A 13613-nucleotide genomic window follows, 5' to 3' on the forward strand; every position below is an offset into this window, starting at 1 on the left:
TGCAACGCTTATTGCAAAGCCTATCGCAGCACTTTTCCGCCCGCCGCCACTGTCACCGAAATGATCAACACGCCATACACGATGGAGCGCACGCCCGCATCCGCGCCCACCGCATTGAGCGCCGCGTTCGTGAGAAAGAGGAACATGGACGCGCCCCATACGCCGACGATCGTCGCCTTGCCGCCCGTCACCAGCGTGCCGCCGATCACGACCACGGCAATCGAAATCAGCATGTACTCCACGCCCATGTCGAGCGACGCGCCGCCGGATATGGCCGCGAGCAGCAACGCGGTGAGCGACGCGATCATCGACGACAGCACGTACGCGAGGCAGCGTGTGCGATGCACGTTGACGCCCGCGAGCCACGCGGCCCGCGCGTTCTGGCCGATAGCGGAAAGCCTGCGGCCATACACGGCGCGATGCAGCAGCACCGCGAGCGCAATCGACAACGCGAGCGCGAGCAGCGCGATATACGGAATCTGCAAAACGCGGCCCGTCGCGAAAGCGCCGAGCGCGGGCGGTGGCGGCGGCAACTGGCGGCCTTGCGTGATCGCAATCGACTGAATGATGAAGCTCGACGACAGCGTCGCGATGATCGGCGGGATGCGCAAAAGGCGAATCAGCATGTAGTTGGCGACGCCGACAACGACGCCCACGCCCAGCACCGCGGCCACGCCCAACGCGATGTATCCGTTCGAGCTGCGCATCACATGCATGCCGATCACACCGGCGAGCGCGATGGTCGACGGCACCGACAGGTCGATGTTGCCGACGCCCGATGTGATGACGAGCATCTGCCCGAGACCGACAAGCACCATGAAGACGCCGTAGGTCAGCGCGGTCTGCGCGACATTGCTTGCGATGCCGAAGCCGAACACGCCGACAATGCCGAACCACACCAGCACCGTACCGACGAACGACCAGGCCCACGGCGCCTGAATGCTTTTGAGCCGCGCCCAGGCGCTGTCCTGAGAAGCGATCGGCTCGCTGGAAATTTGCGTTTTCACCGGCGTTCTCCGCGTTGCAGCAGCACGCGCAACGACAACACGACGATCAGAATCGCTCCCTGCATGCCGACCTGCCAATCCGCCGAGATGTTGAGGAAAGCGAGGAACGACGCCGCAAGCGTCAGCGTGATCGCACCGAGCACCGCGCCGACTACCGACACGCGGCCGCCGATAAATTCACCGCCGCCGAGTATCACCGCCGCAATCGACAGCAACGTATAGCGCAGCGCGAGATTGGCGTCGGCGGAAGTCGTCAGGCCGAGCAGCGACAACCCCGATAGCACGCCGAACACGCCCGCGACGCCGTAGAGCGTCGCCTTGCTGCGCACGAGCGACCAGCCGAAGCGGCGCATCGCGCGCGGATTGCCGCCCGCGCCGCGAACCCGCACGCCCGCCGACGAGCGCATCAGCAGCAGGTGTCCGACGATCGCGATCAGCACCGACCACACGATCGGCGCGGCGATGAGCGGCGTCTGGTAGCCCATTGCCGTGCCGAGCCACTCGGGACTCGTGCCGCCAGGCGACGGCAGCAGCACGATGGCGAGCCCGCTCCATACGAACGAAAGACCAAGCGTTACGACGATGGACGGAATCTGCCGCAACTCGATCAGCGCGCCGACGGCCGCATACGCGAGCACGCAACCGGCTAAAGCCAGCGCGCCGAGCCACGGTTGCTTCACCAGCAGCGTCGCGCCGATGCACGCGACAAGACTCACGAACGGGCCAATCGACAGATCCAGATCGTTGACGGTGATGATCGCGAGTTGCGCGAGCGTCGCGAGCACGATCGGCACGGCGAGATTCAGCAGCAGGCTGGAGCCGAAGTAGCTCATCACGGTCGGCTGCATGATGGCGATCGGCACCAGCACCGCGACCAGCGAAATTGCGGGAAGCATCGCGCGCAAACGCGCCTGCGTATTAGCGAATGTCATGCTGCCTGATCCTCGAAGCTCGCCGCGAGCAGCGCCTCTTCCGTGCATTCGTCGGCGTGAAGCACGCGCGTAACGGCGGCGGAGCGGAACACGTAAGTGCGATCGCAGTGCGAGAGTTCTTCGTTTTCCGTGGTGTACCAGATGAAGGTGCGGCCCTTCGCGGCTTCTTCGTGTACGAGTTGATAGATGTCGCGCTTGGTGCCGACATCGACGCCGCGCGTGGGATCGTCCATCAGAATGAGTTCGGCGTCGCAGGCAAGCGCGCGCGCGAACAGAACCTTTTGCTGATTGCCGCCCGAGAGCGAAAGAATGCCCGCGTTCATCGACGCGCCGCGTATGCCGATCTTCGCGCGCCACGCTTCGACGAGTTCGCGCGCCGCGGCGAAATCGACGAGACCGCGCTTGCGTTTTGCGCCGCCAAGCAGCCAGCGCAGATCGAGATTCTGCGCGATCGACCAGACGGGAAACACGCCGTCGCGTCCGCGATCGCCCGCAACGAATGCGACCTTCGCGCGCGCCGCGCCGTGACGTGTCGCGGCATCGTAGATGGATAGCAGCGCTTCGGTTTGACCTTGTCCCGCGAGTCCCGCGAAGCCGACGATCTCGCCGCGCGACGCTTCGATTACGGTGTGCTTCTTCACGCCGACATTCCAGCGAAAACGCGCTTCATCGCTGCGCGCATTACGCGCGCGCGCCGCGGCCGGCGACTTGTCGGCTTCGAGATGCTGGCCCATCGCCTGAATGATCGACGCGCGGCTCGACTGCGCGCGCGGCAGCACGCCGACGATGCCGCCGTCGCGCATCACCATCACGCGGTCCGCCACGCGCTCTATTTCGCCGAGCATGTGCGTGATGAGCAGACACGTAATACCGCGCTCGGCAGCCGCGCGCCGCACGAAGGCGAGCAACTGCTCGGCGGTATGAGCGTCGAGCGAGGAAGTCGGCTCGTCGAGAATCACGAGACGCACGGGCGTATCAGTGACCGTGAAAGCGCGCGCGATCTCCACCATTTGCTGCTGCGTGAGCGTGAGATCGGAGACGAGTTCGCCGCCCTTCAGGCCGTGATCCGGAAAAATTTCGTCGAGCTTCTCGCGCATCAGCGCGGTGGCCTTGCGTCGCCAACCGCGTCCATGCAAATGCGGATGCACGACGGTCATGTTCTCGGCCACGGTCAGATTCGCGCACAACGAGAGTTCCTGAAACACGCAGCGCACGCCCGCATTTCTGGCGGCATTCGCGTCGTAATGCGGCGCATCTTGCCCGTCCACTTCGATGCGGCCTTGCGTCGGCGCGTACACGCCCGCGAGCACCGACATCAGCGTCGATTTGCCCGCGCCGTTGTGGCCGGCAATGCCGACACATTCACCGGGCAGGAACGCGAAGTCGATGTCCGTGAGTGCGCGGACCCGCCCGAACGTCTTGCCGATGCCTTCGAAGCGGATCAGCGCGCGGCTGTCCTCCTGGCTGGATGTTGCGCCCATTCACCTGTCTCCGTGGGTGGCGTCTTCGTGCGCTTACTTCTTGTCGAGCAGAGCCACGGTTTGCGGCAACGTATAGGTCACATCGGCGATGCCGCCAGGCGGAATCGCGGCGAGCTTCGCGGGCAACTCCTGTTGCGAGATGGCGAGCAGCGGCACGTTGATCGTGACTTCCTTCGGGATCTTCTTGCCCGCGAGCACTTGCTGCGCGACCCAGAATGCAAAGCTCACCGCGCCCGGCGGATTGGACAGCGAGCGCGACTGATAGCCGGCCTTCGTCTGTTCGCTCCACCATTGAAGCTCGGGATACGTGCTGCCGATAATCATCGGAGGCGCGGGCCGGTTGGCCGCCTTGAATGCCTGCGCGATGCCGAAGGACATCTCGCCTTCGGTCGCGACGCCGTCCACTTGCGGCAGCGTCGGAAGAATGCCCGCGACGGCTTTCTGCGCGACGGACTGCGTCCAGTCGCCGTTGACCGATCCGACGAGCTTCATGCCCGGATGCTTCTTGAGCCCTTCGAGCACGCCTTCGTGCATGAGGTTATCGACTGAAATACCGGCGACGCCGCGCACTTCGAGAATGTTGCCCTTGCCGTTGAGCCGCGTCGCCAGATAGTCGACGCCCTGCTCGGCCCAGCCCTTGAAATCGAAGTTTACGCGATACGCGCAAGGCTCGTCGACGACGCCGTCGAACGAAACGACAACGACGCCTGCCGCGCACGCCTTCTTGATCGTGCCGTTGAGCGCAGTGGGCGACACGGCGTCGATCACGATCGCGTTATAGCCCTGCAAGATGAGATTCTGGATTTGCTGCGCCTGCTCTGTCACCTGGTTTTCGGCGGTGGTGAAGGCTGGCGCGGCGGCGACTTTCTTGTCGGCGACCGCCTGCTGCGAGACGGCGTTCCAGCTTTTGAGCATCGACTGCCGCCACGCGTTGCCCGCGAAGCTGTTCGACAGCGCGATCTTTTTCTGCGACGTATCGCCGGTTGCGACCTGCGCCTGCGCGGCGCCTCCCAACACGCACGCAACCACGGCCGCGGCGATCTTGACCTGCATTCCTTTACGGAACATCTTGTCGTCTCCTTTCATTCTGCTTGTCGGAGGCGCGACTCGACTTTGTCTACAGCACGCCTCTTGCGAACACGGCCGCTTGTGCGCGGCCGCTATACATTTCGGACAGTCTGCTTCGAACCCGTTCTGCGGTCAGGCCAATCACGGTGGCCAGGCCACCGGATCGCCGAGGCAGTATAACGACTGCCTTCGGCGCGTGCAATTCGATTTCCGTTACCGGTAACGGAATTGGCCGTCGGTATAAATGGCCACGTGGGGAAACGGCAAATCGGGCCGTAGGACACCATTGCTCATCGTCCCTGTGTCGTACTCGCCGGAACCGTACGCGCTGCGGCCAGACTCTGCCGACGCAGTGCTTCTGTCGTTTCGCCGGCGCCGTCAGCGCGCCAGCCGGGCGGCAGAATCACGTAGCAAATCGCGGCCCAGACGCTGCCCGCCGACGCGACATCGCGTGCAAGACTCACCCAGTGCTCGAATTCGACGACGAGCGGATTGCGTGAGCGCGTCGGTGTCGTGAGACCGTAGCGGCACGGTTCATCGGCGCGTTCTTCGACATAGGTGCCGAACAGCCGATCGAATATGACCAGCACGCCGCCGAAGTTTGCATCGAGATAATCGACGTTCGATGCGTGATGCACGCGATGCGCCGACGGCGTATTGAACACGTATTCGAGCCAGCCGAGTTTCGGCGTCCAGGTGTTATGCAGCCAGAACTGGTAGAGCAGATTGAAGCTCAGCGTTGCGAGCACGATTTCGGGACGTACGCCGAGCCAGACGAGCGGCGTGAAGAAGATCGCCGAGCCGGTCAGTTTGCCGGTCAAGCCGAGGCGATAGGCGGACGAAAGCGTCAACTGGTTCGGCGAGTGGTGAACCGCGTGCGTCGCCCAGAAAAAGCGGATGCGGTGCGACGCGCGGTGATACCAGTAGTAGCAGAACTCCTGTCCGATAAAGAGCACGAACAGCATCAGCGCGCTGTTGAGCGTGACCGTAAAGAGGCGGTGATCCCAGGCAAGGGCGAATATCGGCGTCGCGAGCGAAAGCGGCAGCAGCGCGAGCAGCTTGCGGCCGGCCACATCGGCGAGCGAAATCCATACTTCATACCAGTCGAAGGGCGAGGCGCTGTTTCTCTGTGTGCGGGTGAGCACGCATGCCTCGATCAGCGAGACGCCAATGATGAACACGGTAACGAAAAGCGCGATTTTTCCAGTAGTCGACATGATGGGCAGATAACGGTTGAGGTGGGACGCGTCGTCTGCGGGCAAAGCCGCTATCGCGTCGGGTGAAGCTAATGTAGTGGGCTGCCCGGCCAAAGACCACGCGTAAACCATGTCGCCAGATGTCACGAAATCGCGGCCGCGACGGCGAATCGGGCCATGCGGCCCGGCTGCCGGCGGCCCGCCGCGGGGGTGTAACACCGCGACATCTTTTACCGGGCGATTATTTCGCGAGGTCCTCTTATAGTTCGTTCCGCTGCCACGCCGCAGTGCGTGACTAACCGAACCGGGAAGGACACCTCATGAAACTCCGTTACCTCGCCGCAGCCAGCGCTGCGATGCTCATCGCGATCAGCACCATCAGCACGCCCGCCTTCGCCGGATGGTCGGGTCATGGCACCGCCTACACGCCGCACGGCACTTACAACGGCGCACACTACGGCTCCTGCACAGGCGGCAGTTGCACGCACGCCGGCGGCGTCGAGAATCCTTATGGCGGCATCGCCACCAACACCGGCACGGTCAACCGCACCGCACCCGGCCAGTTCTCGAATTCGGGCACGGCGACGGGCCCCAACGGACGTCAGGTGCAGCACTCGGGCGACACGAGCTGCGCAGGCGGCACATGCGACCACACCGGCGCGCTGAACGGCTCGGACGGTCACAGCGCCACGACTTCGGGCAGCGTGACACGCGACGCGCCGGGTCAGTATTCGTCGTCGGGCACGGTTACCGGCGCGAACGGCAATACGACCAGTCACACGGCATCGACGGACTGCGCCGGTTCAACCTGCAATCGTTCGGGGACGGTGACGGGCTCCGATGGCGGAACCGTCAACCATTCAGGCAGCGCGACACGCGTGGCGCCCGGCGTGGTGACGACGGGCGGCGGCACGACGGTCGTACATGGCGGCACGGTGACTACGGGCGGCACGGTTACGACTGTCGGCGCGACGGTTGCCGTGGGCAGCGTACCGGTCGTGGTGGCGCCGGCTCCGGTTGTCGTCGCGCCCGTACCGGTGGTTGCTGCGCCTGTACCTGTGGTCGTCGCGCCTCCGCCCGCTTATGTGCCCCCGCCGCCGGTCGCCTACGTGCCGCCGCCTGCACCGAAGACTGTCTACGTCGCGCCGCCCGCACCCAAGGTCGTCTACGTTGCGCCCCCGCCGCCGAAGGTCGTCTACGTTGCGCCGCCCCCGCCGCATGTCGTATTCATCGCGCCGCAGGCCCACACGCTGTATGTCGCGCCGCGTCCTGTGTATGTCGCGCCCGCGCCGCATCCCGCGGTGCTGGTGCCGGGCCACTGGGTCGGGCGCTTCTGGGTGCCGGCGCACTGGGCATAACAGCAAACGCGAGATCGATGAATCAACCCTGCCGGCCATAAGCGTCGGCGAAACCACGGAGTAGATGATGAAAAAGATGATCGCAGTGCTTCTCTTGTGTATTGTTTCTGCAGTGGCTTCGGCTCAAAGCGCACTGCCACCCGCGGATGCCCCGCGCGGCGAGCGTGCGATGCAGCAATTGCAGGCCCGCTTTGCCCGAGCGAACACGACGGGCGACGGCAAGCTGACGCGCGAGCAGGCGACAGCCGGCATGCCGATGGTCGCGAAACACTTCGACGAAATCGACACGCAGCACGCCGGTTATGTCACGCTGCCGCAAATCGAGGCGCTCATGCAGCAGAAAGCAATGGCACGCTGAAAGGCAACGAGGCTGGGAGACGCGTCATGGATCAGGCGAACAGGATCATCGTGCTGGACGACGAAGCCGAGTTGCGCAACATGCTGCAACGGTTTCTGACCGGGCACGGGTTCCATGTGCGCGTCGTCGCCGACGGCAAGCAGCTCGACCGCTACCTGCAGCGCGAACCGTACGACCTGCTCGTGCTCGACCTGATGATGGAACCGGAAGACGGGCTGACGATATGCCGGCGGCTGCGCGCCGAAGGACAGACGCTGCCCATCCTCATGCTGACCGCGAAAGGCGATCCCGTCGACCGCGTGGTCGGCCTCGAAACCGGCGCCGACGACTACCTCGCGAAACCGTTTCTCCCCGATGAACTGGTCGCGCGAATCCGCGCTCTGCTGCGTCGCCAGAAAATGGCCGCGGGCGTACCGACCGTGACTTCACAAACGCTGCGCTTCGGCGAATACGAGTTCGATGTCGGCAAGCAAACGCTGCTGCATCGTGGCGAGCCGGTCGACGTGCACTCCGCGCAGATGTTGCTGCTGCACGCGCTCGGGTCGTCGCCGAACCGGCCGGTGAGCCGCGAGAATCTGCTTGCGCGGGCGCGCGGCCGCGACCACGACGCGCTCGATCGCAGCATCGACGTGCAGATTTTGCGGCTGCGTCAGATCGTCGAAGACGATCCGTCGAAACCGCGCTTCATCAAGACCGTGTGGGGTGTCGGCTATATGCTCGTTGCAGGCATCGACTCGTGAGCATCGCAACGCGTTCAAAGCGGCGCAGCAGATGGCTGCCGCGTTCGCTGCTGACGCGCAATATCGTTCTGCTGGTAGCACTCGTTGCACTGACGCAGGCGTGCTCGTTCGCGGTGCTGCTGCATTTCGTGCAGCGTCCGCGCATCGACCGCGCCGCGATCATCTTCGCCGATTACGTCAAGACGCTCGACGGCGTGCTCGCCGCGATGCCGCCCGACCAGGGCCGCGCCGCGGCCGCGCGCCTCGGTGCGCAGACAGCGGCGCCCGAACCCGATGGCGTCAAAGCGCAGCGCAGCCTGCCGCGCCTGTTCGGCACATGGCAACGCGATGTCTTCCTTCGCGCGCTGCAGCATCATCTACCGCCGGACATGCCGGTGCGCTGGCAAACTGGCAACGGCGGCGACGGCGAGCGGCTCTGGATTCGCGTGCACGTCGCCGGCGCGCCAAGCTGGATCGCGCTGCCGATGACAGAAGACGCGCAGGCGAGCGGCATCACCACGACGCTGATACTTTCCGTGGGCCTCGCGTTACTGGCCGCGCTGACGGGTTATCTGATCCAGTTGCACATCAACCGGCCGCTCAAAGATCTCGCTCGCGCCGCGCGGCACGTGAGCGCGGGCGAAGCGCCCGTCGTGCTGCCAACCGACGGTCCGACGGAAATCGCCCAGGTCAGCGGCGCGTTCAACCAGATGACCGAGGCATTGCAGCAGGCCGAAGCAACGCGCGCGCTGATGCTCGCGGGCGTATCGCACGACATCCGCACGCCGCTCACCAAGCTGCGTCTCGCGATGGCGATGGCGATTCCGCGCGGCGCCGACGACCCCTTCGTCGCATCGGCGGAAAGCTATCTCGACCACATCGACACGATTCTCCAGCAGTTCATGGACTACGCCGGCAGCGGCGAACGCGAGCCGCCGCGGCAGGGCGATCTCAACGCGCTCATCGGTCAGCTCGCCGCGGATTTTGCGGGGCTCGGACACGAGTTCGAACTGTCGCTCGGCGAAGTCCCCGAGTTCGCGTACCGGCCCGTGAGCCTCATGCGGCTTCTGATGAATCTGATGCACAACGCGATTGCGTATGGACGTACGGGCCTCGCCGTGCGCACATGGACCGAAGGCGATGCTGCGTGTGTCGCCGTCTGCGATCGCGGCAGCGGAATCGACGCCGCAGAAATGGAAAAACTCAAGACGCCGTTCAGCCGCGGTACGAACGCACGGACGCATTCGGGCGGCACAGGTCTCGGGCTTGCGATCGTCGAGCGCATCGCGCGTCTGCATGGCGGCTCGCTGCAGTTTCGTGCGCGTGAAGGCGGCGGTCTCGAGGCGCTCGTCACGTTGCCGCTGAACCGGCATTCTTCATAAGCAACGCGGGCCTACTCCGGCCCCGCGCGAACGATCCTGGCGAACGGTCCTGGCGACATCGCGCGACACAATTGCTGAATGGTGTGCGGAGCCGCTTCCTCCCATACTCACGTCTACGTGCTGCGGCACACCTCCCGACATTACCGGCGCCACGGTGCCACGACAGGATCGATATGCATACCTCACTCAAATCATTCGTTGGCAACGCTAAACGTGTAGCAGGCTCCGCACTCGTCGCAGGGGCGCTGCTTCTGACCGGCTGCGCTTCGGGCATCGCCGCCACGACGCAGACGAGCGCCGTCCCGCATGTTCGCGCCGACGTCATCTACGTGTATTCGTTCGGCGCCACGCCCAACCAGGTGAAATCGGACAGCGGCGGCATCGCGCAGAAACTCGGAGCGGCGATGACGGGCGAATCGTCGGAGCAAAAGCAGCTTCAGACCGCGAGCGATACGCGTGAACAGGTCGCCGACGAAATCGTGCGCGAACTGCAAACGCTCGGACTGCGCGCGGTGCGCGTGGACGGTCCTGCACCGATGAACGAAAACGCGCTCGTCGTCGAAGGCAGCTTCCAGACAATCGACGAAGGCAAGCGCCGCCGTCGCGTGCTGATCGGGCTTGGCGCCGGCAAGAGCGAAGTGAGCGCGTCGATCCAGATCCTGTACAAGCCGGCCGCCGGCACGCCGATCGAACTGCAAAGCTTTTCCGCCAACGCCGATAGCGGTCACATGCCCGGCATCGCGGAAACCGCTGGCGTCGGCGCCGCTGCTGCGCATGTTGCAACCGCAGCAGCGACAGGCACGGCGCTGCATGGCGCGTCCGAGGCGAAACAGGGCGGCATGAGCGGCGACGCGAAAAAGCTCGGCGATTCGATCGCGAAGCAGATTGCGGCGGTAAGCACGGCCAACGGATGGATGTCGGCCACACATATCGACTAACGCCAGTCTCCTACAACCGCGCCGCCGCATCCCGCAACGCCGTCCTCAACCCCTCCTCGACGACCGGATGATAGAAAGGCATCCCGAGCATATCGTCGACCGTGACCTTCATTTGCAAGCTCCACGCGAGCAGATGACCGATGTGTTCCGCGGCCGGGCCGAACCATTCCGCGCCGACAAAGCGCCGCGTCGCGCGATCGATGTACACCCTCGCCCGTCCGTGATTCTTCAGCATGACGCGGCTGCGCCCCTGGTCTTCGAAGCTCACTTCGCCCGCGACGAAACTATCCGGCGCGAGATCGCGATGCCGTGCCCCGACCATCGCGATCTGCGGATCGGAGAAAACGATGGCGAGCGGCGCGCGCCTCACCAGCGGCACGACATCGGGATAAAGCGCGGCATTGCGTCCGGCGGCGCGGCCTTCGTCGGCGGCTTCGTGCAGGAGCGGCAGAATCCCGTTCGCGTCGCCGGCAATGAAGACCGGATGGGCGCCCACTTGCAGCGTGTCGCGGTCGAAGCGCGGCACGCCGTGCGCATCCAGTTCGAGCGATGTGTTTTCGAGGCCGAGTTGCGCAACGTTCGGGCGTCGGCCGGTCGCTGCGAGCACGTACTCATACGTGTCCTCGACGTAGCTTCCGTCGGCGCGCGCATAGCGAATCCGCACGCCGCCCTCGACTGCCGTCGCGGCTTCGAGCGTACCCTGCGGCTCGAAGTGGAACGCTGCGGCAAACGTCGCGCGCGCTTCCGCCACGATCACGGGGTCCGTCAGCGGACCCACGCCGCCGCGCGCGCCGAACACGCTCACCTTCACACCGAGGCGAGCCAGCGCCTGACCGAGTTCCAGACCGATCACGCCCGGGCCCACCACGGCCACGCTGCGCGGCAGCGTCTGCCATGCAAACACATCGTCGTTCACGATGACGCGCTCGCCGACGCCACGAAGAATCTCGGGGACGACAGGCGTCGAACCCGTCGCGATCACCACGCTCGCCGCATGCACGAGCGTATCGCTGCCGACCTGCAACAGCCGGTCGTCGATGAAGCGCACGTGGCCGATCAGCCGGTCCGCTTCCGGCAACGCGTGCACGCCGTCCACGACGAAGCCGACAAAGCGGTCGCGCTCGCTGCGCACGCGCTGCATGACCGCCTTGCCGTCTATCCGCACTCCATCGACATGAACGCCAAACGGTTCCGCATGGCTCGCGGCGTGCGCGGCTTCCGCCGCCGCGATCAGCAGCTTCGACGGCATGCACCCCACTCGCGCACACGTCGTGCCGTATTCACCGCCTTCGATGATCACGGCCTTGCGGCCTTCGGCTTTCGCGCTGCGGTAAGCCGACAGCCCGGCCGTGCCTGCGCCGATTACGGCGACGTCTGTATGAATGGTGCGCATGACAGTCTCTCCTGTCGAAACTTGAGTGCCGCAGTTGCGGGTTACTTGACTGCGGGGAAGTCGATCGTCGTGTCGTTCACGCGATTCACGAGATTCGTGAACGTGATCGACGCGATGGCCAGGTTGATTTCGATGATCTGGCGGTCCGTGTAACCGGCCGCGCGCACTGCATCGAGTGCGGCCTCGGGCACCGTGCCGCGCGTACCGACCAGCGTTTGCACAAACGTCACCAGCGCGTCGCGCTTCGCGTCGCCGGTTGCAACGCCGGCACGCACCTGCTTCATGTCGTCGCTCGACAGACCGGCCAGCTTGCCCTTCAACGTATGCGCGGCCACACAGTAGTCACAGCCCACGTGCTCGCTGACGGCCAGCTTGATGACTTCGATGTCCGCCTTGCCGAGCGTGCCGGCATCCACGGCTGCATCGAATGCGAGCGCCGCGCTGAGCGCTTCGGGGCTGTGCGTGCCGATGGTCGCGTAGGCGTTGGGCACCTTGCCGACGGCCTTCTTGATCTTCGCGAACACTTCGGCGGCTGCGCCAGTTGCTTCTTCGGGGCGAATGGTGGTCAGACGGGACATGATTGACTCCTTCCTTCAGGTTGGCGGTTGAAACTGCTTAGCCATGTCGTATGGCATGGGAGTCAGTGTAGGGATGCGCGGCGAGTTCTTTAATGCCATACTTTCGCAACTTCATGCTCAAACGTCTCATATGGAACTGCTCGACCGATTGCTCTCGCTGATGCCGGTGACCGGACGGCTCGACGTACGGTGCCACTTCGGCTCGCCGTGGCGCCTCGATCATCCCGAATCGAACGAGTGGGAGTTTCCGTATCACGTGCTGTTGCGCGGCGAGGCTGTCATCGAAAGCGCTGCGGGAACGAAAGGCGAACCGGCGCTGCGCATGAAAGCCGGCGATATCGTGCTGTTTCCATCGGGCAGCGCTCATACGTTGCACGACGGCAGCGGCAGTCCGCCGCGACCGGCGCGCGAGCAGCAGAAGGACGGATTGACCATCGTCACGAACGGCAAAGTACGCGAAGGCGCCGATGTGCTGTGCGGGCGCTTCGTGCTGCCGGCCGTGCCGCAGCAACTGATGCGCGACCATCTGCCGGGCCGTTTGCTGGTGAGCAGCGTGAACGCGGACACCGGCGACGGAGCGGCGCGCGACGCCGCGTTCGCAGCAAGCCGGCTTGCGCGCGTCATCGAATTAATGCGTGAGGAAGCGTTCGAGCAGCAGCCGGGCAGCGCGACGGTCGTGAATCAGCTTTCGGGCGCTTTGTTCGCGCTGACCCTGCGCTGCGCGTCCACTACCGACGAAGCGCCGCGCGGCCTGCTTGCGCTTGCGCAGCGTCAACGCCTGCAACCGGCTCTCGCGGCCATGTTCGACGAACCGGGGAAGCCGTGGACGCTGCCGACGCTCGCCGAACTCTGTCACATGTCGCGTGCTACGTTCGCACGTCACTTCGACGAAGCGATCGGCCGTTCGGCGAGCGACGTGCTCACGGACATCCGCATGGCGATCGCCGGACGCAAGCTGGCGCAAACGGGCATGTCTGTCGCCGAGATCGGTGAGGCGGTGGGGTATCAATCGGAAGCCGCATTTCAGCGCGTTTTCAAACGGCAGGTCGGCATGACGCCAGCGAAGTGGCGTGCGCGTTCGTCGCGAAACGAGGTCGGAGAAGCAAGTCTGTAAAGCAGGTCTGTAAAGCAAGCGAATCCGCATATCGCAAGCGCCCTGGCGCAGTATTTGCATTCTGTCGCACCTGCACGACCCCGGCAGAA

The 13613-nt window shown here is 64.7% G+C and carries 13 protein-coding genes; 6 read left to right on the plus strand and 7 right to left on the minus strand.

All coding sequences use genetic code 11. The features are described from left to right. Window positions 1-20: 20 nt before the first annotated feature. The 5 genes from CUJ91_RS28695 to CUJ91_RS28715 form a co-directional block, all read right to left on the minus strand. A complete protein-coding gene (locus CUJ91_RS28695) occupies window positions 21-1007 on the minus strand; it encodes an ABC transporter permease (protein WP_114157730.1) in 987 nt (328 codons plus the stop codon). Then, on the minus strand, window positions 1004-1939 hold the full coding sequence (locus tag CUJ91_RS28700; protein WP_006049697.1) for an ABC transporter permease: 936 nt from the start codon (window positions 1937-1939) through the stop codon (window positions 1004-1006). The genes CUJ91_RS28695 and CUJ91_RS28700 overlap by 4 nt, the downstream gene beginning before the upstream one ends. After that, entirely contained in the window at window positions 1936-3420 is a 1485-nt protein-coding gene (locus tag CUJ91_RS28705; RefSeq protein WP_114157731.1) for a sugar ABC transporter ATP-binding protein, read from the minus strand. Before CUJ91_RS28705 ends, CUJ91_RS28700 begins: the two co-directional genes overlap by 4 nt. 33 nt (window positions 3421-3453) lie before the next feature. Continuing rightward, window positions 3454-4488 (minus strand): substrate-binding domain-containing protein, encoded by a 1035-nt coding sequence (locus tag CUJ91_RS28710; protein ID WP_006049699.1) that lies wholly within the window; start codon window positions 4486-4488, stop codon window positions 3454-3456. A 290-nt stretch (window positions 4489-4778) separates the two neighbouring features. Beyond that, window positions 4779-5705, minus strand: a complete 927-nt coding sequence (locus CUJ91_RS28715) for a sterol desaturase family protein (protein ID WP_107707137.1) — start codon at window positions 5703-5705, stop codon at window positions 4779-4781. A 299-nt stretch (window positions 5706-6004) separates the two neighbouring features. Between CUJ91_RS28715 and CUJ91_RS28720 the strand changes: the two genes are divergently transcribed. The 5 genes from CUJ91_RS28720 to CUJ91_RS28740 all read left to right on the plus strand — a co-directional run bounded on the left by CUJ91_RS28720 (window position 6005) and on the right by CUJ91_RS28740 (window position 10439). Continuing rightward, entirely contained in the window at window positions 6005-7042 is a 1038-nt protein-coding gene (locus CUJ91_RS28720) for a hypothetical protein (RefSeq protein ID WP_114157732.1), read from the plus strand. A 67-nt stretch (window positions 7043-7109) separates the two neighbouring features. Beyond that, entirely contained in the window at window positions 7110-7400 is a 291-nt protein-coding gene (locus CUJ91_RS28725) for an EF-hand domain-containing protein (protein ID WP_029966918.1), read from the plus strand. 26 nt (window positions 7401-7426) lie between these two features. Beyond that, a complete protein-coding gene (locus CUJ91_RS28730) occupies window positions 7427-8140 on the plus strand; it encodes a response regulator (protein ID WP_053859923.1) in 714 nt (237 codons plus the stop codon). Further along, on the plus strand, window positions 8137-9501 hold the full coding sequence (locus CUJ91_RS28735; RefSeq protein WP_114157733.1) for an ATP-binding protein: 1365 nt from the start codon (window positions 8137-8139) through the stop codon (window positions 9499-9501). The genes CUJ91_RS28730 and CUJ91_RS28735 overlap by 4 nt, the downstream gene beginning before the upstream one ends. Window positions 9502-9674: 173 nt before the next feature. After that, entirely contained in the window at window positions 9675-10439 is a 765-nt protein-coding gene (locus tag CUJ91_RS28740) for a DUF4410 domain-containing protein (protein WP_114157734.1), read from the plus strand. Between the two features lie 10 nt (window positions 10440-10449). Here CUJ91_RS28740 and CUJ91_RS28745 read toward each other — a convergent pair whose 3' ends face one another. Further along, window positions 10450-11832 carry a dihydrolipoyl dehydrogenase gene (locus CUJ91_RS28745; RefSeq protein ID WP_114157735.1) on the minus strand — a complete coding sequence of 461 codons (1383 nt, stop codon included), beginning with the start codon at window positions 11830-11832 and terminating at the stop codon, window positions 10450-10452. Between the two features lie 41 nt (window positions 11833-11873). After that, window positions 11874-12410, minus strand: a complete 537-nt coding sequence (locus tag CUJ91_RS28750; protein ID WP_006049707.1) for a carboxymuconolactone decarboxylase family protein — start codon at window positions 12408-12410, stop codon at window positions 11874-11876. A 130-nt stretch (window positions 12411-12540) separates the two neighbouring features. Between CUJ91_RS28750 and CUJ91_RS28755 the strand changes: the two genes are divergently transcribed. Continuing rightward, a complete protein-coding gene (locus CUJ91_RS28755; protein WP_244231041.1) occupies window positions 12541-13524 on the plus strand; it encodes a cupin domain-containing protein in 984 nt (327 codons plus the stop codon). The last annotated feature ends 89 nt before the right edge of the window (window positions 13525-13613 follow it).

Source organism: Paraburkholderia graminis (genome assembly GCF_003330785.1).
GTDB classification, from domain to species: domain Bacteria; phylum Pseudomonadota; class Gammaproteobacteria; order Burkholderiales; family Burkholderiaceae; genus Paraburkholderia; species Paraburkholderia graminis.